The 19,648-nt window shown below is 72.4% G+C and carries 25 protein-coding genes and 1 pseudogene; 12 read left to right on the top strand and 14 right to left on the bottom strand.

The genetic code is table 11. The annotated features are described in order from the left end of the window. Positions 1 to 5 precede the first annotated feature (5 nt). A complete protein-coding gene (locus AC0NH5_RS13890; RefSeq protein WP_474403778.1) occupies positions 6 to 230 on the top strand; it encodes a hypothetical protein in 225 nt (74 codons plus the stop codon). Between the two features lie 52 nt (positions 231 to 282). On the opposite strand, the gene AC0NH5_RS13885 is transcribed toward AC0NH5_RS13890, so the two are convergent. From AC0NH5_RS13885 to AC0NH5_RS13870, 4 genes are read right to left on the bottom strand one after another with little or no spacing between them, the layout of a single operon-like run. Continuing rightward, on the bottom strand, positions 283 to 891 hold the full coding sequence (locus tag AC0NH5_RS13885) for a response regulator transcription factor (RefSeq protein ID WP_474403500.1): 609 nt from the start codon (positions 889 to 891) through the stop codon (positions 283 to 285). Continuing rightward, a complete protein-coding gene (locus AC0NH5_RS13880; protein ID WP_474403498.1) occupies positions 888 to 2,045 on the bottom strand; it encodes a sensor histidine kinase in 1,158 nt (385 codons plus the stop codon). Before AC0NH5_RS13880 ends, AC0NH5_RS13885 begins: the two co-directional genes overlap by 4 nt. Positions 2,046 to 2,055: 10 nt before the next feature. Next, positions 2,056 to 2,844 (bottom strand): ABC transporter permease, encoded by a 789-nt coding sequence (locus tag AC0NH5_RS13875; RefSeq protein WP_474403496.1) that lies wholly within the window; start codon positions 2,842 to 2,844, stop codon positions 2,056 to 2,058. Then, complete coding sequence (locus AC0NH5_RS13870) at positions 2,841 to 3,767, bottom strand: ABC transporter ATP-binding protein (RefSeq protein WP_474403494.1); 927 nt, start codon at positions 3,765 to 3,767, stop codon at positions 2,841 to 2,843. The genes AC0NH5_RS13875 and AC0NH5_RS13870 overlap by 4 nt, the downstream gene beginning before the upstream one ends. Positions 3,768 to 3,971: 204 nt before the next feature. On the opposite strand from AC0NH5_RS13870, the gene AC0NH5_RS13865 reads away from it, so the two are divergent. Then, complete coding sequence (locus AC0NH5_RS13865) at positions 3,972 to 4,313, top strand: STAS domain-containing protein (RefSeq protein WP_474403492.1); 342 nt, start codon at positions 3,972 to 3,974, stop codon at positions 4,311 to 4,313. A gap of 16 nt (positions 4,314 to 4,329) precedes the next feature. Here AC0NH5_RS13865 and AC0NH5_RS13860 read toward each other — a convergent pair whose 3' ends face one another. Beyond that, positions 4,330 to 4,923, bottom strand: coding sequence for a TetR family transcriptional regulator (locus tag AC0NH5_RS13860; RefSeq protein WP_474403490.1), 594 nt, complete (start codon positions 4,921 to 4,923; stop codon positions 4,330 to 4,332). 58 nt (positions 4,924 to 4,981) lie between these two features. Here AC0NH5_RS13860 and AC0NH5_RS13855 point away from each other — a divergent pair, with 58 nt between their 5' ends. After that, a complete protein-coding gene (locus AC0NH5_RS13855) occupies positions 4,982 to 6,379 on the top strand; it encodes an MFS transporter (RefSeq protein WP_474403488.1) in 1,398 nt (465 codons plus the stop codon). Positions 6,380 to 6,383: 4 nt separating this feature from the next. Further along, positions 6,384 to 6,707 (top strand): hypothetical protein, encoded by a 324-nt coding sequence (locus tag AC0NH5_RS13850; RefSeq protein WP_474403486.1) that lies wholly within the window; start codon positions 6,384 to 6,386, stop codon positions 6,705 to 6,707. 23 nt (positions 6,708 to 6,730) lie between these two features. Here the strand turns inward: AC0NH5_RS13850 and AC0NH5_RS13845 are convergent, their stop codons facing one another. Further along, positions 6,731 to 7,810, bottom strand: a complete 1,080-nt coding sequence (locus tag AC0NH5_RS13845) for a sensor histidine kinase (RefSeq protein WP_474403484.1) — start codon at positions 7,808 to 7,810, stop codon at positions 6,731 to 6,733. After that, positions 7,807 to 8,466 carry a response regulator transcription factor gene (locus tag AC0NH5_RS13840; RefSeq protein ID WP_474403482.1) on the bottom strand — a complete coding sequence of 220 codons (660 nt, stop codon included), beginning with the start codon at positions 8,464 to 8,466 and terminating at the stop codon, positions 7,807 to 7,809. The genes AC0NH5_RS13845 and AC0NH5_RS13840 overlap by 4 nt, the downstream gene beginning before the upstream one ends. Positions 8,467 to 8,585: 119 nt before the next feature. Between AC0NH5_RS13840 and AC0NH5_RS13835 the strand changes: the two genes are divergently transcribed. Further along, complete coding sequence (locus AC0NH5_RS13835) at positions 8,586 to 9,482, top strand: S1 family peptidase (RefSeq protein ID WP_474403480.1); 897 nt, start codon at positions 8,586 to 8,588, stop codon at positions 9,480 to 9,482. Here the strand turns inward: AC0NH5_RS13835 and AC0NH5_RS13830 are convergent. The 3 genes from AC0NH5_RS13830 to AC0NH5_RS13820 all read right to left on the bottom strand — a co-directional run bounded on the left by AC0NH5_RS13830 (position 9,463) and on the right by AC0NH5_RS13820 (position 12,781). Continuing rightward, positions 9,463 to 10,560: a PP2C family protein-serine/threonine phosphatase gene (locus AC0NH5_RS13830; protein ID WP_474403478.1), complete on the bottom strand. Its 1,098-nt coding sequence runs from the start codon at positions 10,558 to 10,560 to the stop codon at positions 9,463 to 9,465. The genes AC0NH5_RS13835 and AC0NH5_RS13830 overlap by 20 nt on opposite strands. Positions 10,561 to 10,644: 84 nt before the next feature. After that, positions 10,645 to 12,258 (bottom strand): xylulokinase, encoded by a 1,614-nt coding sequence (locus AC0NH5_RS13825; protein WP_474403476.1) that lies wholly within the window; start codon positions 12,256 to 12,258, stop codon positions 10,645 to 10,647. Positions 12,259 to 12,346: 88 nt separating this feature from the next. Further along, positions 12,347 to 12,781, bottom strand: a complete 435-nt coding sequence (locus AC0NH5_RS13820) for an ATP-binding protein (protein ID WP_474403474.1) — start codon at positions 12,779 to 12,781, stop codon at positions 12,347 to 12,349. A 131-nt stretch (positions 12,782 to 12,912) separates the two neighbouring features. Between AC0NH5_RS13820 and AC0NH5_RS13815 the strand changes: the two genes are divergently transcribed. After that, positions 12,913 to 13,224: an STAS domain-containing protein gene (locus AC0NH5_RS13815; RefSeq protein ID WP_474403472.1), complete on the top strand. Its 312-nt coding sequence runs from the start codon at positions 12,913 to 12,915 to the stop codon at positions 13,222 to 13,224. A 48-nt stretch (positions 13,225 to 13,272) separates the two neighbouring features. Here AC0NH5_RS13815 and AC0NH5_RS13810 read toward each other — a convergent pair whose 3' ends face one another. Continuing rightward, positions 13,273 to 13,689, bottom strand: coding sequence for a nitroreductase/quinone reductase family protein (locus AC0NH5_RS13810; protein ID WP_474403470.1), 417 nt, complete (start codon positions 13,687 to 13,689; stop codon positions 13,273 to 13,275). A gap of 75 nt (positions 13,690 to 13,764) precedes the next feature. After that, positions 13,765 to 14,247: a hypothetical protein gene (locus AC0NH5_RS13805; RefSeq protein ID WP_474403468.1), complete on the bottom strand. Its 483-nt coding sequence runs from the start codon at positions 14,245 to 14,247 to the stop codon at positions 13,765 to 13,767. 62 nt (positions 14,248 to 14,309) lie between these two features. On the opposite strand from AC0NH5_RS13805, the pseudogene AC0NH5_RS13800 reads away from it, so the two are divergent. After that, positions 14,310 to 15,117, top strand: a pseudogene (locus AC0NH5_RS13800) (pectate lyase family protein); the annotation flags it as partial. A gap of 196 nt (positions 15,118 to 15,313) precedes the next feature. On the opposite strand, the gene AC0NH5_RS13795 reads toward AC0NH5_RS13800, so the two are convergent. Then, on the bottom strand, positions 15,314 to 15,904 hold the full coding sequence (locus AC0NH5_RS13795; protein ID WP_474403466.1) for a GrpB family protein: 591 nt from the start codon (positions 15,902 to 15,904) through the stop codon (positions 15,314 to 15,316). Between the two features lie 161 nt (positions 15,905 to 16,065). Here AC0NH5_RS13795 and AC0NH5_RS13790 point away from each other — a divergent pair, with 161 nt between their 5' ends. From AC0NH5_RS13790 to AC0NH5_RS13775, 4 genes are read left to right on the top strand one after another with little or no spacing between them, the layout of a single operon-like run. Continuing rightward, positions 16,066 to 16,488, top strand: a complete 423-nt coding sequence (locus AC0NH5_RS13790; RefSeq protein WP_474403464.1) for a TOBE domain-containing protein — start codon at positions 16,066 to 16,068, stop codon at positions 16,486 to 16,488. Next, positions 16,485 to 17,267 carry a molybdate ABC transporter substrate-binding protein gene (modA, locus tag AC0NH5_RS13785; RefSeq protein ID WP_474403462.1) on the top strand — a complete coding sequence of 261 codons (783 nt, stop codon included), beginning with the start codon at positions 16,485 to 16,487 and terminating at the stop codon, positions 17,265 to 17,267. Before AC0NH5_RS13790 ends, modA begins: the two co-directional genes overlap by 4 nt. 5 nt (positions 17,268 to 17,272) lie before the next feature. Next, positions 17,273 to 18,103 carry an ABC transporter permease gene (locus tag AC0NH5_RS13780; RefSeq protein ID WP_474403460.1) on the top strand — a complete coding sequence of 277 codons (831 nt, stop codon included), beginning with the start codon at positions 17,273 to 17,275 and terminating at the stop codon, positions 18,101 to 18,103. Further along, the gene (locus AC0NH5_RS13775) at positions 18,100 to 19,194 is read left to right on the top strand and encodes an ABC transporter ATP-binding protein (protein WP_474403458.1); all 1,095 of its coding nucleotides are present in this window, start codon (positions 18,100 to 18,102) and stop codon (positions 19,192 to 19,194) included. Before AC0NH5_RS13780 ends, AC0NH5_RS13775 begins: the two co-directional genes overlap by 4 nt. Here the strand turns inward: AC0NH5_RS13775 and AC0NH5_RS13770 are convergent. Then, complete coding sequence (locus AC0NH5_RS13770; protein ID WP_474403457.1) at positions 19,164 to 19,352, bottom strand: hypothetical protein; 189 nt, start codon at positions 19,350 to 19,352, stop codon at positions 19,164 to 19,166. The two genes, AC0NH5_RS13775 and AC0NH5_RS13770, sit on opposite strands and share 31 nt — an antisense overlap. 48 nt (positions 19,353 to 19,400) lie before the next feature. Here AC0NH5_RS13770 and AC0NH5_RS13765 point away from each other — a divergent pair, with 48 nt between their 5' ends. Next, the gene (locus tag AC0NH5_RS13765; protein WP_474403454.1) at positions 19,401 to 19,562 is read left to right on the top strand and encodes a hypothetical protein; all 162 of its coding nucleotides are present in this window, start codon (positions 19,401 to 19,403) and stop codon (positions 19,560 to 19,562) included. Positions 19,563 to 19,648: the final 86 nt, after the last annotated feature.

Raw genomic sequence — 19,648 nt, 5'->3', positions numbered from 1 at the left:
TGGGCATGATGGTGACCGGCCGCAAGGTGGCGGAAACCGCAGAGGCTGTTCGCTACGAGTTCGGCTTCGACGAAAGGTTCGATCGGGTCTTGACGATCGACAAGGAAACGTGGGAGATCACAACTGGGGACGGCCGCGTCGACTCGGCGGTGGGCGCCATTGTCTCGAAGATCAAGGGAGCATGGCGGGAACGCGGTGAATTCCCGTCGGGCGCCATGTTCGCCAGTTGACGCCCGCCATCGTCTTGTGGCTCGATGCCGGCAGTGGGGTGTGCTCCGGGGTTCAGATCCAGCCGCGTTTGCGGGCGATCCGCACGGCCTCGTGGCGGTTCGCGGCGCCCAGCTTGCCGGCGGCTGAGGAGAGGTAGTTGCGGACTGTGCCGGCTGACAGTGACGCCCGGCGGGCGATCTCCTCCACCGGCGCGCCCTCCGCGGCGAATTGCAGGACGTCGGCTTCGCGGGCGGTCAAGGGGCTGTCGCCGGCGCTGATCGCTTCGGCGGCGAGTTGGGGGTCGACGTAGCGGCCGCCGCCGTGGACGGTGCGCACGACCATCGCCAAGTCGTCGGCGGAGACTGTTTTCGGCAGGAAGCCGCGCACGCCGGCGGCCAGGGCCTGCTTGAGGTGGCCGGGGCGGCCGTGGCTCGTGACGATCATGGTGCGGCAGTCGGGTGCCTCGGACTGGAGGCGGGCCGCAACCGTGACGCCGTCCAGGTCGGGCATCTGGAGGTCGACGACGGCGACGTCGGGGCGCAGGGCCCGGGCTGCGGCGATCGCCTCGGCGCCGGTGGCTGCCTGGCCGACCACCTCGATGTCGTCCTCCATGGTCAGCAGTGCGGCGAGCGCGCCCCGGATCAGGTGCTCGTCGTCGGCCAGCAGAACCCGGATCGTCACGCTGTCTCCTCGGCCGCTGCCGGTAGGCGGACCAGGACCTGGAAGCGGTCGGGTGGCAGGCGGTCGGCGCCGACGGTACCGCCGACCGCGGTGATGCGCTCGGTCAGGCCGGTCAGGCCGTTGCCGTGCCGGACCCGGTCGCCGGTGGCGCCGTCGTTGGTCATGGTGAGGGTCACCGTGCCCTCGGCGGCCCGGTCCAGCTCGATCACGCACTCGCGGGCCTCGCTGTGCCGCAGCACGTTGGTGGTGGCCTCACGCACCGCCCAGCCCAGCGCGGCCTGGGTGCGGGCACCGAGTCCGCCCGCCTCCCCGATCACCCGGCAGGTGATGCCGGCCGCGGTCAGCAGCGACCGGGCCCCGGCCAGTTCCTCGTCGAGCTTCGCGGCCCGCAGCCCGGTGACCACCGCGCGCAGATCGGCGAGCGAGTCCTGGGCGATCCGGCGTACCTCCTGCATCTCCGCCGCGGCCTCCGGCCGGCCCCGCTCGGCCAGCTTCGCGGCCAGCTCCGCCTTGAGCGCCACCACCGACAGGGCGCGACCGGCCACGTCGTGCAGGTCCCGGGCGAAGCGCAGCCGTTCCTCGGCGACCGCCAGGTCGGCCTTGACCTGCTGCGCGTCGTCCAGCTGCCAGATCACGTCGAGCATCCAGACCGTGCTGCGGCTGGTCGCGAGGAACAGCGGGACGAGCAGCAGCAGCGGTACGAGCCGGCCGGCCGCGGGGCCGTCCCGGACGATGGCCGGGCCCGCCGCGACCAGCCAGCCGGCCATCGTGATCGCCAGGGCAACCGGCGTGGACACCGCGGGGGCTAGCGCGGTGACGAACGCGGCCAGCAGGATCGTCACCACGAAGGGGTAGGGCTCGCCGGCCGCCCCGTCGTACGCCGGCCACCCGGCCGCAGCGGTGGCGACACTCAGCACCGCGGCCAGCGCCACGCGTGTGCCGGGCCGGGTTGCCCGGCCCAGCCGGTAGTCGATCGCCTGGTGCAGCAGCCAGACGCAGGCGGCGGCCTGTGCCAGGGACAGCGCCCCGGCGATCAGGCCCGCGCTGGCGTCCTTCGTGCCGATCGTGGAGCCGACGGCCAGCGGCAGCGCGCCGTACAGCACGTAGAGCGAACCGCGCATGTACCAGTCCACACGGGAGGCTCGGGACATCATGATCGTCAACTTACCGTCGCGGTTCCCAGCGGAAGCGGCGCCGGACCGCGACCAGGCCCACCACGATCCAGGCCACCAGGATCCCGGCCGGCACCAGCGCGTCGGCGAACACCCCGGTGAATCCGGCGGGCGCGGCGTCGCCGGTGGTGCCCAGCCAGCCCAGCCGCATCAGGTCGATCACCGGCGTCAGCGGCAGCGCCCGCAGCGCGGCGATCACCAGGGCGGGCGCGCCGTCCAGCGACGAGTAGATCATGGATCCGATCAGGCAGGCCAGCATGATCGGCAGGGTGGTCACCTGGGCCGCCTCGGTGGTCCGGGTGAACTCGGTGGAGACCGCCGCGAGCAGCACGAACACCACCACCCCGCCGAGCGCACCGGCCAGCAGCAGCATGATGTTGACCGGCACGGGCAGGCCGAACAGCACCGCGCCGGCCAGCACGAACACCACCATCTGCGCTCCGGCGACGACCACCATCGGGGCGGCGATCCCGGTCAGGATCTCGGCGTCGGACAGCTCCCCGGCACGAAGCCTCTTCAGCACCCGCTCCTCACGGCGGGTGACATAGGTGCTGACCAGGTTGTAGTAGACCGCGGCCAGCAGCACGTAGCCGAGCAGCGACGTGACGACCACCGCCGTCGTGGAGACGCCGGCCTCGTCGACGCCGGCGCCGGAGATCGTGAGGGCCAGGATCAGCGGCATCGCGAGCGCGCTGAACAGGGCGGTCCTGTTGCGCCCGAACAGGCGCAGCTCGGCGCGGGTGATCGAACGGAGCCGGCCGAGCCGGACGGTGGTGCTCATGCCCGTACCTCCATCTTGTTGTCCTGATCGGCGACCGCGAGAAAGGCCTCCTCGAGCGAGGCCGGCCGGGCTTCCAGGCCCGCGAGGTCGACGCCGCGGTGCCGCGCCCAGACGAGCAGCTCGGTGAGCGTGTCCTGAAGGGCGTCGGTGCGAATGGTGACCTTGTCGTCGCTGTCCGGGCGCAGACCCGGCAGCGGCGGCAGGGCGTCGAGACCGGCGCCGCCGGGGAGCCGGAAGGAGATCCGGGCGGGATGCCCGGCGACGATCTCGGCGGGGGTGCCGGCCGCCACGATCGTGCCCTCCTGCATGATCGCCAGCCGGTCGGCGAGCTCCTGCGCCTCGTGCAGGTAGTGGGTGGTCAGCAGCACGGTGGTGCCGTCGGCCAGCAGATCGCGGATCATCCGCCAGGTGTTGCGCCGGCTCTCCGGGTCGAGTCCGGCGGTCGGCTCGTCGAGGAGCAGGACCGCGGGGCGGCCCAGCACGGCCAGGGCGAGATCCAGGCGGCGCCGCTCACCGCCGGAGAGTTGCCGGACGCGTACGCCGGACCGGCCCGCCAGATCGACCAGATCCAGCGCCTCGCCGGCCGGGCGCGGGTCGGTCAGCGTGCCGGCCCACATCGTCGCGGTCTCCGCCACGGTCAGGTCCGACGGCAGGCCACCCTCCTGGAGCATGATGCCGAGGCGGGGCCGGACGGCGGGGCGCTCGGCGAACGGGTCGTGCCCCAGCACCCGTACGCTCCCGTCGTGCGGCCGGGTGAAGCCCGCGATCAGCTCCATGGTGGACGTCTTGCCGGCGCCGTTCGTGCCGAGCAGTGCGAACAGCTCGCCGCGCCGGACCTCGAAGGAGACGCCGCGCACCGCCTCGAAACCGTCCCGGCCGCCGTAACGGCGCCGGACCTCGCGCACTTCGATCGATGTCGTCATGTTCTTGAGTCTTCCGACCGGGCCGGGCCCTCGGCAGTGCCGTCACACACCGGTTCCCATGTGGGACACACAGGACGACCATGACAAATGTCATCGTGATCTCGCCGTGATCAGGTGAACTTTTCCGGTCGAGTCTCGCCTCGGGCGGTGAACCGCCCTATCTTTGACGCCTCGGAGAACAACCGGGTTACGAAAGGTGAAGCGATGACGGCCAATGCGGTCGACGTCAACACCAGCCCTGACGGCACGCTCATCATCCGCCCGTGCGGCGTGTTGGACGCGGAGGAAGCCATCGGCCTGCGCCGCGTCCTGGTCCAGGCGATCCGGCACGAGCGGCCGCTGCGCCTCGTCCTCGACCTGACCGACCTGCGCGACCCCGACCCGATCAACTTGGGCACGCTGGCCGCCGCGTGCCACCTCGGTGACGATCACAAGGTGGCCGTCTTCCTGGACCACTCGTCGGCGGCGCTCGCCGAGCAGCTGATGGCGGCCGGGGTGCCGCGCCACCGCCTTCGCCACGTTGCGCCCGATCAGATCGCGGCGTGACCACGCTGGGGGCTGATCAAGCGCCCGGTGGCCGGTGCGGGTCGAGAATCCGGTCGATGTGGGTGGCAAGCCACGGGCCCAGCTCGCCGGTGCCGTCGACGGCCCAGGTGAGCTGCGCGCCGGCGTAGACCGCGTACACGGTGTCGGCGAGGTCGGCCGGCTCGTCGACCTTCAGCCGGCCCGCGGCCACCGCCTCCTCGATGAGCGACGTCAGCTGCTCCCGCAGGGCCCGGCTCTGGGTGATGGAGTGCTGGTGCAGCACCTCGTCGGTGAGGTCCAGCTGGAGGAAGGCGAGGTTGTTCGCCAGTCCCGCGCGCGTCGTGATCGGCGCGACCAGGGCGACCAGGCCGTCACGCAGCGCCTCGAGCGGGCCTGCGCCGCGTGCCCGGGCGCGTTCGAAGGCGGCGCCCACCGAGCCGGCCTCACGGGTCGCGAAGGCGACCAGCAGCCCGTGTTTCGAACCGTACCGCTGGGTCAGTGCGGGAGCGGTCAGCCCGGCCCGGCGCGCGACGGCGGCGAGCGTCAGCCCGGCCGGTCCGACCTCGGTCACCGTGTCCGCGACTGCCTGATAAACGGCGTCGTCACTGACCATGCGTGGGCGTCCCGTCATGCCGTCATCCTACGGCCAGCCTTACTTTATGAACGAACATAAAGTAACGTGGCCGGTCATGAACGAGTCGACGGTCCGCACGGTTCCGAAAGCCGTGCTGCTCCTGCTCTGCGCCGCACAGGCGATGTTGATCATCGACGTGGTGGTGGTGAACGTCGCCATCCCGGCGATCCGGGCCGACCTCGGCATCCCCGACGGCCGGCTGGTGCTCACCTCCATCGCCTACACCCTCACCTTCGGCAGTCTGCTGGTCGTGTTCGGCCGGGCCGGCGACCTGCTCGGCCGCCGCCGGCTCTTCCTGTCCGGCCTGTCGCTGTTCACCTTGGCCTCGCTGGCCACCGGATGCGCGCAGTCCGAGTGGCAACTGCTCGCTGCGCGCGCCGTCCAGGGCGCCGGCGCCGCGATGGTCGCGCCGGCCGCCCTCGCGCTGCTCACGACGGCGTTCCCGGAGGGCCCCGGCCGCAACCGGGCGCTCGGCTACTGGGCCGCGGTCGGCTCGGCCGGGGCCATCGGCGGCCAGCTTCTCGGCGGGCTGATCACCAGCACGCTGGGCTGGCGGTGGATCTTCCTGATCAACGTTCCGGTCGGCGTGCTGGCGATCGTCGCCGGCCTGCGTCACCTGACCGAGAGCCGGGCGTCCCGGCAGGTGCCGCTGGACCTGCGCGGCGCCGCGCTGCTCTCGACCGGCCTGGGCGCCGCGATCCTGGCGCTCACCCGGTTCGGCGAGGGAACACACCCCGGCCAGGGCGCGCTGCTGGCGGTGGCCGCGGTGGCCCTGCTCGGCGCCTTCGCGTGGGGGGAGCGGCGGCACCCGGATCCGATCCTGCCCGGCGCGCTGCTGCGCACCGCCGCGGTGGCCCGCGCGAACGTGCTGCTGGCCGTCAACGCCGGGACCCTCGCGGCCACCCTGTTCTTCACGACCATGTATCTGCAGGTCGTCCTGGGCTATCCGGCGGTCCAGGTCGGGCTCGCGTTCGCGCCGGTGACCCTGGTCGTGCTGATCGTGTCGCCGCGAGCCGGTGCGCTCGTCAGCCGGTACGGCCCCCGCGCCCTGCTGACCGCCGGCTTCCTGTTGCTCGCGGCCGGGATGCTGCTGCTGTCCCGCCTTCCGGCCGTCGGCAGCTATCCGCGTGACGTCCTCGTCCCGCTGCTGCTGCTCGCCGTCGGCAGCGGCCTGTCGTACGCGCCGACCTTCGTAGCCGGCACCGCCGGAGTGGCCGACGAGCGTCAAGGCGTGGCCTCCGGGCTGCTCAACTCGGCGCAGGAGCTGGGCAGCGCGACCGGCCTCGCCGTCCTGGGCCCGCTGGCCGCCGCGCTCGGCGGCGCACAGGACCTCACCCAGGGGTACCGGATCGGGCTGCTCGCCGCCGCCGGCGCGGTGCTCGCCTGCCTGCTGCTGGTGCGCGGCCTGCCGGGTGGGCCGGTCACCGCGAACATCCACAGTGGGCCATCATGAGGGAATGTCACGTGCCAAGAGCGTCCTGTCGTACCGATCGAGCGGCTCGATCCTGAGCCTGTACTCGACGGACTCCATCCTGTCGGTCGGGTCGGCCGGCTCGATCCTGTCGGTGGGCTCGTTCGGCTCGGTCCTGTCGGTGGCCTCGGCCGGCTCCTTCGGGTCGGTCGCGTCGGTCGGGTCGTTCGGCTCGATGCTGGCGATCGGCGCCTTCGGGTCGACCCTCGCCTCCGGTTCCTTGCTGGTCGCCGGCGTCGTGCTGGTGGCCGTCGCCGCCGCCCTGCTCCTGGTCCGGCGGATGACCGGATCGCTCACGACGCGAGCCTGACCTCCGCGCGAGGCAGATCCCTCTCACGGTGGGAAGGTGATCTCCACGCGCAGGCCGTCGTGGCCGGTCGACGAGGCGGTGATGAGCCCGCCGTGAGCCTGGGTGATGGAGCGGGCGATGGACAGCCCCAGCCCCGCCCCGCCGCTGTGGTCGATGCGGGTGCCGGCCCGGCGCTGGAACGGCTCGAACAGGGCGGCGACCTCCTCGGGCGGCACGTCGTCACCGGTGTTCACGATCGTCAGCGCCGGGTCGTCGCCGACCGAGACGTCGATGGTGCCGTCCGGCCGGTTGTACTTCAGCGCGTTCTGCACCAGGTTGGTGACCAGCCGTTCCAGCAGCACCTGCTCGCCCTGGACGACACGGGGGCGCAGGTGGCCGGTGATCGTCACGCCCGTTTCCGCCGCCCGCGCGCGATGGGCGTCGATCACGGCTGCGGCGATCTCGTCGAGCCGTAACGGGGCCTGGGTGACCAGTCCCCGGTCGCTCTCGCTGAGCACCAGCAGCCCTTCGATCAGCCGCTCGTTGCGCTCGTTGGTGGCGAGCAGCTGCGCGGTGAGCAGCTCGAGCTGGTCGGCGGTGAGGTCGCCGGCCATGCCGACCTCGATCAGGGTCCGCTGGACCGCGAGGGGGGTCCGCAGCTCGTGGGACGCGTCCGCGGCGAAGCGGCGCTGCGCCTCGTAACCGACGGCGATCCGGTCCATCATGTCGTCGATGGTGCGGCCGAGCACGGCCAGCTCGTCCGCACCGGGGCCGGGGCGCAGCCGGTGACCGAGGTTCTGCGGGCCGACGTGGGCGATCACGCCGACCACGTCACGCAGCGGGCGCAGACACCACCGGGTCATGGGATGACAGGCGGCCAGCATGCCGGCGAGCACCAGGGACAGCACGGCGAGACCGGGGATGCTGGGCCGCCGGAAGAGCTGGGTGCACAGGAACGGGGCGTCCGGGCCCGGCGCCTGCAGCGGCGGCGCCGTGCACCAGCCGGGGCCGAGATCCCGCCACAGGGTCAGCACCTGCTCGGTGATCATGGGCGCGAGCTGCCCGGCGACGAGCAGAACCGCGCAGAGCAGCAGGATCCGCCGGGCCGGCGATCGGTTGATCATGAGCCGAGCCGGTATCCGGCGCGGCGGACGGTGTGCAGCACCGGCGGGTCGCCGAGCTTGCGGCGCAGCGTCATGACAGTCATCCGGACCGCGTTGGTGAACGGGTCCGCGTGCTCGTCCCAGGCCTGTTCCAGCAGCTCCTCGCTGCTGACCACGCGCCCGCCCGCCCGCAACAGCACGTGCAGCACCGCGAACTCCTTCGACGACAGCGCCAGCACCTGCCCGTCCCGGGTGGCGGTGTGCCGGGTGCTGTCCAGGACGATGCCGTCCTGCTCGAGCACCGGCGGCAACGCGGGGCTGGACCGCCGGGCCAGGGCCTGGACGCGGGCGGCGAGCTCGGCGAAGGCGAACGGCTTGGTCAGGTAGTCGTCGGCACCGAGACCGAGGCCCTCCACCCGGTCCCGGATCCCGGCCGCCGCGGTCAGCAGCAGGATCCTGGTGTCGTCGCCGGAGGCGACCAGCTGCCGGCACACCTCGTCGCCGGTGTGGCCGGGCATGTCGCGGTCCAGCACGGCCACGTCGTAGCGATTGACGGTGAGCCGTTCCAGGGCGCTGTCCCCGTCGTAGACGACGTCGACCGCCATCGAGAGCCGCCGCAGCCCCTGGGCGACGGTGTCGGCCAGCAGCCGTTCGTCGTCTGCCACCAGCACACGCATTCGTTGATCCTTCCGTGGGCGGCCAGACTCGCACATCGAAAATAAGCGGCCGGTAAAGGCGGCGCTGACGGTCCCCGGACGACGTGGTGCGGAGCATGGCCGGGGTGTGGAAGGCTTCCTTGTTCAGAACTACCAGACGTCTCACCGTCGCTCTGCTCGTCTGCGGCGCCGTGGTCTCCTGGGGCGTGCGGCCCGCGGGTGCGATCGCCTACGGCGAGGACGCCGCGCCGGGGCGGTACAGGTTCGCGGCCCTGCTCACGATGACCGGGCTGCCGGCGGACGGCGGTGGCACCCGGGACAGCTCGTGTTCCGGGGCGCTGATCGCGCCGCAGTGGGTGATCACCGCGGGGCACTGCTTCCGGGACGACGGCGGCCGGCGGGTGAGCCGCACCGTGGCCGAGCGGACCACGGCCGTCGTCGGGCGTACCGATCTGGGCAGCCGGGACGGCCACGAGGTCGAGGTCGTCGACGTGCGGCAGGCGGACGGCAGCGACGTGGCCCTGGCGCGGCTCGGCGAGCCGATCACCGACATCGCGCCGATCCAGGTCGGCACCGCACCGCCGGCGGTCGGCGACGTCCTCCGGCTGACCGGGTTCGGGCTGGTCACCCATGGCGCCGGGACCGCACCGCCGGCCTGGTTGCAGACCGGCCGGTTCGCCGTCGACGCGATCGGGGACACGCTGATCGAGACCTCCGGCCGCCGGCCACGGCCGGACACCAGCCCGTGCCCGCACGATTCCGGCGGGCCGTACTTCCGCGAGGAGCCCGGCGAGGGCCCGGTGCTGGTGGCGATCGTCAGCAGCGGTCCCGGTTGTCCGCATGAAGGACCGGACTTCAGCGCTCGTACGGACATTCTCGGCACGTGGATCGCCGGCACCGTCGCTGAGGGGGACGGACTGCCCGTCGCCGTGGGAGCGGTGGCCGCCGGAGCAGTGGCCGCGGGTGCCGCTGTGCTGATCCTCGCGCTCAGGCGGCGACCCGCCCGGAGCGCGGCGGTCAGGCGACCCGGACAGTGAGGACGACGTGCTCGGCGCCCAGCGAGAGGACGAAGGCGTCCCCCGGGCCGACGGCGAAGTCGTCCACCTTGACCGACAGCCGGTCCGCGACCCCCAACGGCCCGCATTCCTGCCCGGCTTGCTCGACGCTGCCGTCCGCCCGGTGGATCGTCACCGGCGGGTGCCCGGCCGTGCTCAGCCGCACGGCGAACCCCTCCGCCGTCCGCCGCAGCGCGGCGTAGGTGACCGTCACCGAAGCTGCGGTGCCGGTCTCCGCCGACCACTGGTGCAACGCCGAGTGCAGGTCGTTCAGCACGATGGCGGGGGAGGTGGCGCGCTGCGCCCCGGCCCGCAGGGTGTGCTTGGCGAGCGTGCTGGTGCGCACGCTGAACGGCGCCGCGCCGGGCGTGTCCCCGAGGAACACCGCCCAGCCGGTCGGGCTCGGGACCGCGTCGTAGAAACCGGCGACCATCTCGGCGTCGTCGAGCTGGTGCGTCACCGCGATCTCCAGGCCGTCGAAATCCGGGAGATCCCGGGGGAGCAGGGTCTCCCGCAGCGCCTCGGCGATCTGCCGGTAACGGTTCGCGTTCTCCAGGGCCTCGTCGGCGGCGATGCGCAGGCCGATCTCGCCGCTGGCGGCCTGAGCCAGGACCTCCAGGGTTCGGCGGTCCCGGTCCGTCCACGCGCGCGGCCGGGTGTCGACGACACAGAACGAGCCCAGCACGTGCCCGTCCGGCGACCGCACCGGGAAACCGGCCCAGGCCACCACGCCCATCGACGTGATGGACGGGTTCTCCCAGGCCATCGGGTCCAGGCGGGCGTCGTCGATGACGACGGCGCCGTCGGTCGCCACGACGTACTGGCAGAAGGACTCCTCGACAGCGTTCTGCCGGGCGCCGTCGGTGACACCGATGCAGCTCTTCCAGAACGAGCGGCGCTCATCGACGACGGTGACGAACCCGTAGGGCGCGTCCAGCAGCTCGCAGGCGAGCCGGGTCAGGCGGTCGAACGGCTCCTCGGGGCCGGTGTCGAGCAGTCCGCTGCGGCGGACGTCGGCCAGTCGTGCCGGCGCCAGCAGCGCACCACCCGGGAGATTCACCGGGCCAGTGTACGTATGTTCGGAAGATTAGTTGCATTACAGCAAGGATGGCGCCGGGTGCGACCCCCGGCGCCACCCCCGGGATCAGCTGTGCTCGATCGCCGCCTGCTGCACCGGCAGCGCCGCCACGTACCGCTCCATGAACGCGGCGAAGCCGGCCACGTCCGCCGGGTCCGGCTCCGCGGTGTCCAGCTCCGCACCGGCGAACACCGAGGCGGTCAGGTAATCGTCCAGGCTCTGCCCGGATTGCCGGCCGGTGACGAAGGCGGCCAGCACCGCGATGCCCCACGCGCCGCCCTCGGCCGCGACGTTGCCGACCGTGACGGGGGTGTCGATGGCGGCGGCCAGCAGTTTCTGCGCCACGCCCTCGGTCTTGAACAGGCCGCCGTGCGCGAACATCCGGTCCAGCTGGACCGACTCGGCGTCCTGGAGGATTCGCATGCCGATGCGTAGGGTGGCCAGGGCCGCGTAGAGCTGGGTCCGCATGAAGGTGGCCAGGGTGAGCGAGCTGCCGGGCTCGCGCAGGAACAGCGGCCGGCCCTCGTGCAGCTTGGTGATCGGCTCACCGGACAGGTTGTTGAAGGCCATCAGGCCGCCGCCGTCCGGTGCGCCGGCGAGCGCCGCCCGGAACAGGGTCTCGAAGACCGTGGAGCTGTCCCGCTCGACCCCGAGCGCCGCGGCGAACTCACCGAACAGGCCGGCCCAGGCGTTCAGCTCGCTAGCGCCGTTGTTGCAGTGCACCATCGCCACCAGGTCCCCGGCCGGCGTGGTGACCAGGTCGATCTCCGGGTGCACCCGGCTCAGCTCCCGGTCCAGCACGATCATCGCGAAGATGCTGGTGCCCGCGCTCACGTTGCCGGTCCGCCGGGCCACCGAGTTGGTGGCCACCATGCCGGTGCCGGCGTCACCCTCCGGCGGGCACAGCGTCGCCCCCGGCTGCAGCACCCCGCTGGGGTCGAGCAGACGCGCCCCGGCCTCGGCCAGCGTGCCGGCCGGCTCACCGGCGGGCAGCACCGCGGGCAGCAGCTCGGCCAGCTTCCGCGGCACCCGCCCGGCGGCGAGCTCGTCGAACTGCTCCAGCCGGCGGGCGTCGTAGCCGCCGGTCGCGACGTCGATCGGGAACATGCCGCTGGCGTCGCCGACGCCGAGGACCTGGCGGCCGGTCAGCTGCCAGTGGACGTACCCGGCGAGGGTGGTGAGGTGGGCCAGCCGGTCCACGTGCTCCTCGCCGTCGAGCACCGCCTGATAGAGGTGCGCGATGCTCCAGCGGTGCGGGATGTTGTAGCCGAACAACTCGCTCAGCTGCCCGGAAGCCGCGCCGGTGTTGGTGTTGCGCCACGTGCGGAACGGCGTGAGCAGCTCACCGCCGGCGTCGAAGGCGAGGTAACCGTGCATCATCGCGGACACGCCCAGCGCACCGACCGTCCGCAGCTCCGTGCCGAGCCGCGAGCGCACGTCCTCGGCCAGCGCCGCGAAGCAGTCCCGCAGGCCGGACCAGACGGCGTCCAGCGAGTACGTCCAGGTGCGGTCGACGAACTGGTTCTCCCAGTCGTGGCTGCCGGCCGCGATCACCGCGTGGTCCGGGCCGATCAGCACAGCCTTGATCCGGGTCGATCCCAGCTCGATCCCGAGCGCGGTCCGGCCCTCGTCGATCGCCTCGCGCCAGCCGGTGGGCGACGGTGCATCCGTGTCAGTCATCGTCATGTTGTATCGCACACGGCCGCACCGGTGAGACGAAGTGTGCTGCTGATCAACGGCTGGGACCCGGCGGAACCGGGAGGGTGGGTCAGCCCGACGACTGCGGGAGAGCCGGGAACATCGCCCAGATGTGCTTGGCCCGATCGGTGGCGTACCACCCGACCTGCAAGGACATCTCCATGGCCAGCAGCAGACCTCGGCCGCCGGCCTCCATCGGCCGGGTGTGCGCCAGCTGCGGGACGGTGCTCAGGTCGTGATCGGCGACGTCGAGGATGAACCGGTCGCCGGCGTGCAGCAGCCGCACCTCGGTGGGCGGCCGGCCGTGCTTGATGCCGTTGGTGGCCAGTTCGGTGGCGACCAGCGTCATCTTCTGCGACATGTCCAGGTCGTCGTCGTCGACCGGCACTGCGTGCTCGGCCAGCACCTCGCGGAGCGACCGGCGCAGCTCACGCAGGTCGGTGCTGCTGTTCAGCACCCACTTGTGCAGCTCGGTCGCCTCCGGGATCGGAGGTGAGGTCACCATCTGCCGGTCCACGCCCACCCCGTCATGCTGTTGCGCGCGATCATTGACAACCGCCAGGCTTACCCCGCGGGGCCACACAGAAACACGTGTCATTCCTGCGGTTGTCACATCCTCCTGGTACAAACCTCGTCGTGGAGGAACAGTTCGAGGTTGAGCGGGACGGCGGCGTCCTGAGGCTGGCCGGGGAGTTCGACCTCAACTCCTGCGACACCCTGCGGGAGGAGCTGTCGCAAGCCCTCGCCGGCAGTGCCGGGTCCGGCGTCGTGATCGACCTGTCGAAGGTCTCTTTCCTCGACTCGGAGGCGCTCAACGCGCTGCTCGGCGGCTTCACCGCCGCACAGGACGCGGACATCGGCTTCCGGATGATCGGCGCCACCGGTGTGGTGCGGCGGGTCCTCGAGATCTGCGGCGTGGCCGACCTGCAGTCCGGCGGCTCGCACTGACGCCGGAGCCGCCGGGTGTGTCCCGGCGGCCGAGCCACTACATCGGCGTCACTTGACGGTGATCACGACGACCGGGAACTTGCGGTCGGTGTTCTGCTCGTAACCGGCGGCGTCCGGCCAGTACTCCCGCCACACGCCGTACAGCCGCTCCCAGTCCGCGTCGCGGCCGGGGCGGACCACCCGGTGGTCCGCCTGCAGCGTCTGCGACCCGAGCTCGATGGTGACGGGGCCGTCGATGGCCTCCAGGTTGGCGACCCACTCCGGGTCCTTCGGCGCGCCGCCGGCGCTGCCGCAGAGGATGTACGAGTCGCCGTCGGGCGCCGCGACGAGCGGGTTGATGAAGTTCTTGCCGGACTTGCGGCCCGGGGTGTGCAGCAGCAGGGTGGTCTTGCCTTCCCAGTGCCCGCCGAGCACACCGTCGTTTGCCCTGAAGTTCTCGATCACCGTGTCGTTGAACGAAGCCATGGCGCCCAGGTTAGTTGCCGATGGGAATGTCCACCTGTCCTGAGCCGCGTGTCGCTCCAGTTTGGAACACGATGTTCATCTACCCGGGCCCGACACGTCCCTGGCGATCTGGACGCGGTTCCGGCTCCGGCGGGCGAACCCGCGCGGCGTGGCGCGGCCGCCCTCGGACGCCACCGCGGCGACCTCGCCGGTGCCGGCGGCTGTCCAGGCGACCCGGGTGCGGCGCAGGCCGGGATGCCGGGTCTCCCACGCCTCGCGGATCCGGGACGGCAGGTGGAGATCGCGCCAGACGCGCCGCAGCAGGGCCGGGTTCAGCAGGTCCTCGACCTCGCGGCAGTTCGCCGCCTCGCACAGCACCTGCTCGTAGGCGTGCCGGCACTGCACCGGGTCGTCGAGGTCGTACCGGCGCCTGCTGGCATGCCCGGCGGCCATGCGATGCGGCACCTGGAGGACGCCGATGCTCTGGCCGTGCAGGTCGTCGAGCCGATCGGGAACGGACGGGGCGCGGCCTGCGGAGCTGCGGTTCTTGCGGCCGTCGCGGGTGGCAACATACGACATCCGTTCAGGCTAGGCGGGCGGCCCGGCGGACAGGGGCGCGTCGCCCCGACCCGTGACCCGGGTCCACCGATGAGACGCAAGCGACGGGTGGCGACGGTCACACCAGTTCCCGGGCAACCGATCCGCCGCCTGGATGCACAACTGTTTCGCCCCATCCCCCCGGAGCGCGCCTCCCCGGCGCGTGCCAGACGAGTCAGGTGAACCCCGGCACGATCAACCACGGCAACACCACCAAGGTCTCCGGTGACAGCTGCAACACCGCGGCCGGCCGGATCGAGCTCAAGGGCCTCAGCAACGTCACGATCGTCGGCGTGGGCGGCGGGGCAGTCTTCGACCAGATCGGCATCCACCTCCGCGACTCCAGCAACATCATCGTCCAGAACGTGACCGTGCGGAACGTGAAGAAGTCGGGCTCGCCGACGTCCAACGGGGGCGACGCGATCGGTATGGAGAGCACGGTCCGCAACGTCCGGGTGGACCACGTCACGCTGGAGGCGTCCGGCGGCGAGTCGGAGGGCTTCGACGGCTACTCCCGTGCGGGCGCGCGGGCCAAGGTGGACAACAACTACTTTCCAGAACTCCAAGGACGTGCTGGGCACCTTCTACACCGGCGCGGCCGGCTTCGGGCAGGTGTCCGGGAACGTCTTCGACGCGGTGACCTGGTCCGCGCCCGGCGCCGACAACAAGCCCGCCGGCCCGCACGTCACGTCCAACACCAGCGTGTCCGTGCCGTACCCGTTCACTCTGGACGGCGGTGCCTGCGTGCCGGCGGTGGTGGCGCAGACCGCGGGCGCCGGCACCGGCCTGCGGGTGTCCAGCGGCAAGTGCTCGGTGACCGCGGCCCCCTCGCTCACCAAGATCACCACTTCGGCGGGTACGCCCCGGATCTCCGAGTTCGAGACCTACGCACCCTGAGTGTCGCCGCCCGGGCCGGAGAACCGACTCCGGCCCGGCCGGGTGCGCAGTGCCCGTAATCGCGTGCGCAGTGCCCGGGGTTGCGTGCGCAGCGTGCGCGAGTCGGTGGTCAGCCCGGCCCGCTCCGGCCGCCCGCTGCGTCGAGTGCGCGCTACGCGGCGAAGATGCGGGTGTAGATGTCGTCGATGACGGTGTTCTTCGCGAGGCTGTAGCTCCCGGGATCGTGCGTGGTCTGCCCGGCCAGCTGCCGCTTGGCCGCGGCGTAGAGCTCGCGGTCCTCGGGATTCGAGCGCAACCAGTCCCGGAACAGCAGGTGCCGCACCGGCTCCGGCGCGCCCGGTGGCCAGACGTGCAGGTGGACGTCCTCCGCGGCGCTGACCAGCATCCGGTGCCCGTGCCACCACGGCTCCCGCAGGACCAGCCGATAGCCGAGACGTTCCAGGGTGGGAACGTAACGGGCCTCGTCGGCGGTGTCCTCGACGGTCAGGTCGACGTCGATGACGGGTTTGGCCGCCAGACCCGGCACCGAGGTCGAGCCGACGTGCTCGACGGTCACCACGAGATCGCCCAGGGCGTCCCGCACCGCGTCAGCGGTAGCCGTGAACCGGTGTGCCCAGGCCGGGTCGTGGTCCTCGATGACGATCGAATCCCACCGCCGGGGCCGGTCCCCGACCAGGCCGGACTCCAGTTGCTCGGGGGAGCCGTGGAAGCGCTCCGTGATGTCCTTCGGGTATCTGGTCAACTCAGCCTCCATGAAGAGCAAAGTCGGCCAGGATACGGCGTCCGGTCCGCAAGGGTGTACCGATTTATGCATCTGCGGATAGTTCAGTCGGTCGGCCCTCGCGGATACCGCTGTCTTCAGGCTTCTGAGCTTGCAGGTGCGGGGCGGGTAGAGTGCTCGCCGTGACGGTGTTCCGGATCGGGGAGGCGGCCGAGCTGCTCGGCGTCAGCGCGGACACGGTCCGGCGCTGGATCGACGCGGGCCGGCTCCCGGCCGGCCGGGACGAGCAGGGCCACCGGCTGATCGACGGGGTGGAGCTCGCGGCGTTCGTCCGGACCCGGGCGCCCGATCCGGACGCGCGCGGTGAGGAGTCGTCGGCACGCAACCGGCTGCGCGGCATCGTCACCGCGGTGGTCAAGGACACCGTGATGGCTCAGGTGGACATTCAGGCCGGGCCGTTCCGGCTGGTGTCGCTGATGAGCCGGGAGGCCGTCGATGAGCTGGACCTGCGGGTCGGCTCGGTGGCGGTCGCAGTGATCAAGTCGACCACGGTGGTGGTGGAGCGGTCCACGCCGGCCGCGGCACCCAGGGGGAGGACCAGTTGACCGGAGTTCGGTTCGCGGCGGCGGCGTTCGCCGCGCTGCTCACCCTCGGCCAGGCCGGCTGCGGCGGCGACGGCGAGACCAGCGGTCCGGGTTCGGCGAGCAGCGCCGGGGCCGTCAGTGGCCCGATCACCGTGTTCGCGGCAGCCTCGCTCACCGAGTCGTTCACCACGATCGGCGAGCAGTTCGAGGCGGCGCACCCGGGGACCACCGTGACGTTCAGCTTCGGCGGCAGCTCCGCGCTGGCCACCCAGATCAACGAGGGTGCGCCTGCCGACGTCCTCGCGTCCGCGGCGCCGGCCGCCATGCAAGCCGTGAACAGCGCCGTCGAGCCCGCCACGTTCGTCCGCAACCAGCTGGTCATCGCGGTCGCCGAGGGTAACCCGCGCGGTGTCGCCGGGCTCGCCGACCTCGGCCGGCCCGGCCTCAAGGTCGCTCTCTGCGCGGACGCCGTGCCGTGCGGCGCCGCCGCGCGGAAGGCGATCGAGCAGTCCGGCGTGACCATCACGCCGGTCACTCTGGAACAGGACGTCAAAGCGGCACTGTCCAAATTGAAGCTGGGCGAGGTGGACGCCGCCCTGATCTACCGCACCGACGCCCTGGCCGCCGCGGCGGAGGTCGACGCCGTCGAGTTCCCCGAGTCGGCGGGCGCCGTCAACGACTATCCGATCGCCGTGCTCGCCGGCGCGCGGAACCCCGCCGGGGCGCGGGCGTTCGTCGACCACGTGCTCTCCGCCGAGGGCGCCGCGGTCCTCACCGCAGCCGGATTCCAGGCGCCCTGACCACGATGAGCTCCTCCACGGCGGTCACGCCGGTCCGGCGCCGCACCGACACCGGTGCGCGCATCCCCGTACCCCTGCTGCTTCCCGCTGTGGTGGGGTTGATCTTCCTGGTCCTGCCGCTGGCCGGGTTGCTGGCGCGCACGCCGTGGTCGTCGCTGCCGCAGCGGCTCGCCGAGCCCGGGGTCGTCGCCGCGCTGAAGCTGTCGCTGCTCACCTCGACCGTCGCGACCCTGCTCTGCCTCGTCCTCGGCGTGCCGCTCGCCTGGCTGCTGGCCCGCGTCGAGTTCCCCGGCCGGCGGGTGGTCCGGGCGCTGATCACCGTCCCGCTGGTGCTGCCCCCGGTGGTCGGCGGCATCGCGCTGCTACTGGCGCTGGGCCGGCGCGGCCTCGTCGGCCAGTGGCTGGACAGCACGTTCGGGATCACGCTGCCGTTCACCACCGCGGGCGTGGTGATCGCCGAGGCGTTCGTGGCGCTGCCGTTCCTGGTGATCGCGGTGGAGGGCGCGCTGCGCGGGGCGGACACGCGGTACGAGGAGGCGGCCGCCACCCTCGGCGCCACCCGCTGGATCGGCTTCACCCACGTCACGCTGCCGCTGGTGGCACCGGGGATCGCGGCGGGCGCGGTGCTGTGCTGGGCGCGGGCGCTCGGCGAGTTCGGCGCGACGATCACCTTCGCCGGCAACTTCCCGGGCATCACCCAGACCATGCCGCTCGCGGTCTACCAGACCATGGAGAGCGGCGACCTGGACGGCGCCGTGGTGCTCAGCCTGATCCTGCTGGTCGTCTCGGTGACGATCCTGGCCGCCCTCCGCGACCGATGGCTCACCGCGCCGTGACCCCCACCGTCGCTTCCGGCGACCTGCTCGACGCGCACCTGGTGGCTCAGCGCGGGGCCTTCGTCCTCGACGTCGGGCTGCGCATCGGCCGGGGCGAGACGGTCGCGCTGCTCGGGCCGAACGGGGCCGGCAAGACCACCGCCCTGCGCGCCCTGGCCGGCCTCACCCCGCTGTCGGCCGGCCGGCTGAGCCTCGGCGGCCGGGTCCTCGACGAGCCGGCGGCGCGGGTGTGGACGCCGCCCGAGCAGCGCCCGATCGGCGTGGTGTTCCAGGACTACCTGCTGTTCCCGCACCTCAGCGCCCGCGACAACGTCGCTTTCGGGCCGCGCCGGCACGGGGTCGACCGGCGCACCGCGCACGCCACCGCGGACCGCTGGCTGGACCGGGTCGGCCTGTCCGAGTTCGGCCGGCGCAAGCCCCGGCGGCTCTCCGGCGGGCAGGCCCAACGGGTCGCGCTGGCCCGGGCGCTCGCCGTGGACCCGGTGCTGCTCCTGCTCGACGAGCCCCTGGCGGCGCTGGACGCGCGAACCCGGCTGGAGACCCGCGCCGAGCTGCACCGGCACCTCACCGCCCACCCCGGCGCGACGCTGCTGGTGACCCACGACCCCCTCGACGCGCTGGTCCTCGCCGACCGCCTGGTGATCGTCGAGGACGGCCGGGTGGTGCAGGAGGGCGACGCCGCCATGATCACGGCCCGGCCGCGCACCGACTACGTCGCCCGCCTCGTCGGCCTCAACCTCTATCGCGGCCGGGCCGACGGGCACACCGTCGCCCTACCCGGCGACCTCACGCTGACCACCACGGACACCGTGCACGGCGAGGCGTTCGTGGCCTTCCCGCCGGCCGCGGTCGCCCTGCACCCGCACCGGCCCGACGGCAGCCCGCGCAACATGTGGCCGGCCGTGCTCGCCGACGTCCAGCGGCACGGCGACAACCTGCGGGTGCGTCTGGACGGACCGATCAGCGTGGCCGCCGACATCACCCCGGCCGCGGCCACCCAGCTGCACCTGGAACCGGGGCGTGAGCTGTGGGTCGCGGTGAAGGCCACCGAGACGCGCGCCTATCCGGTGGAGGCGGCCCGCCGGTCGTAAGCGGTCCGCGCCGCCGCTATCTCGGACTGGTGCGGCTCGGACCGGGTGACCAGGGTGCGGATGGTCTCGTTCAGCGTGCACTCGGCGACCCTGGCCCAGGTCAACGCCGGGGCGCTGCTGTTCATGACCGCGTCCGCCGGCTTCCAGTTCGTCGTCACGCTCTGCTGCACGAACTGCGCGGCGGCTCCGCGGTCACCGCTCTCTCGGTGGCCGCCCTCGACACCGAGGGCGGGCCGATCACCCTCGAGGCCATTCGCCCCGCCCTCGCCCTGCCTGCTGTGGCTGCCGTGCTCGCCGCCGTCGTGACCGCCTTCGGGCTGCGCCGCCCCACCGTCCGGCCGGTCGAGCCGGCGCACGCGGGCGTCTGATATCCGCCGCTCCGGTTTCCCTGCCGGCGGGCGAAGGATCGATGAGCGAAGAGGTCCTGCCGGGCGGCAACACCGTCGGCGCCGTA

The sequence above is a fragment of the Actinoplanes sp. 13 genome (genome assembly GCF_056134165.1).
The sequence above is the reverse complement of the archived record's forward strand: the minus strand, read 5'-3'. Positions and strand labels throughout refer to the sequence as shown.

Excerpts from the sequence above, each read along its gene's own strand:
- AC0NH5_RS13890 (WP_474403778.1), top strand. The coding sequence starts at position 6 with ATGATGGTGACCGGCCGCAAGGTGGCGGAAACCGCAGAGGCTGTTCGC.
- AC0NH5_RS13810 (WP_474403470.1), bottom strand. The coding sequence starts at position 13,689 with ATGGCTTCGTTCAACGACACGGTGATCGAGAACTTCAGGGCAAACGAC.
- AC0NH5_RS13780 (WP_474403460.1), top strand. The coding sequence starts at position 17,273 with ATGAGCTCCTCCACGGCGGTCACGCCGGTCCGGCGCCGCACCGACACC.
- AC0NH5_RS13805 (WP_474403468.1), bottom strand. The coding sequence starts at position 14,247 with ATGTCGTATGTTGCCACCCGCGACGGCCGCAAGAACCGCAGCTCCGCA.
- AC0NH5_RS13845 (WP_474403484.1), bottom strand. The coding sequence starts at position 7,810 with ATGATCAACCGATCGCCGGCCCGGCGGATCCTGCTGCTCTGCGCGGTT.
- AC0NH5_RS13820 (WP_474403474.1), bottom strand. The coding sequence starts at position 12,781 with ATGGTGACCTCACCTCCGATCCCGGAGGCGACCGAGCTGCACAAGTGG.
- AC0NH5_RS13865 (WP_474403492.1), top strand. The coding sequence starts at position 3,972 with ATGACGGCCAATGCGGTCGACGTCAACACCAGCCCTGACGGCACGCTC.
- AC0NH5_RS13850 (WP_474403486.1), top strand. The coding sequence starts at position 6,384 with ATGTCACGTGCCAAGAGCGTCCTGTCGTACCGATCGAGCGGCTCGATC.
- AC0NH5_RS13860 (WP_474403490.1), bottom strand. The coding sequence starts at position 4,923 with ATGACGGGACGCCCACGCATGGTCAGTGACGACGCCGTTTATCAGGCA.
- AC0NH5_RS13875 (WP_474403496.1), bottom strand. The coding sequence starts at position 2,844 with ATGAGCACCACCGTCCGGCTCGGCCGGCTCCGTTCGATCACCCGCGCC.
- AC0NH5_RS13855 (WP_474403488.1), top strand. The coding sequence starts at position 4,982 with ATGAACGAGTCGACGGTCCGCACGGTTCCGAAAGCCGTGCTGCTCCTG.
- AC0NH5_RS13880 (WP_474403498.1), bottom strand. The coding sequence starts at position 2,045 with ATGATGTCCCGAGCCTCCCGTGTGGACTGGTACATGCGCGGTTCGCTC.
- AC0NH5_RS13870 (WP_474403494.1), bottom strand. The coding sequence starts at position 3,767 with ATGACGACATCGATCGAAGTGCGCGAGGTCCGGCGCCGTTACGGCGGC.
- AC0NH5_RS13840 (WP_474403482.1), bottom strand. The coding sequence starts at position 8,466 with ATGCGTGTGCTGGTGGCAGACGACGAACGGCTGCTGGCCGACACCGTC.
- AC0NH5_RS13825 (WP_474403476.1), bottom strand. The coding sequence starts at position 12,258 with ATGACTGACACGGATGCACCGTCGCCCACCGGCTGGCGCGAGGCGATC.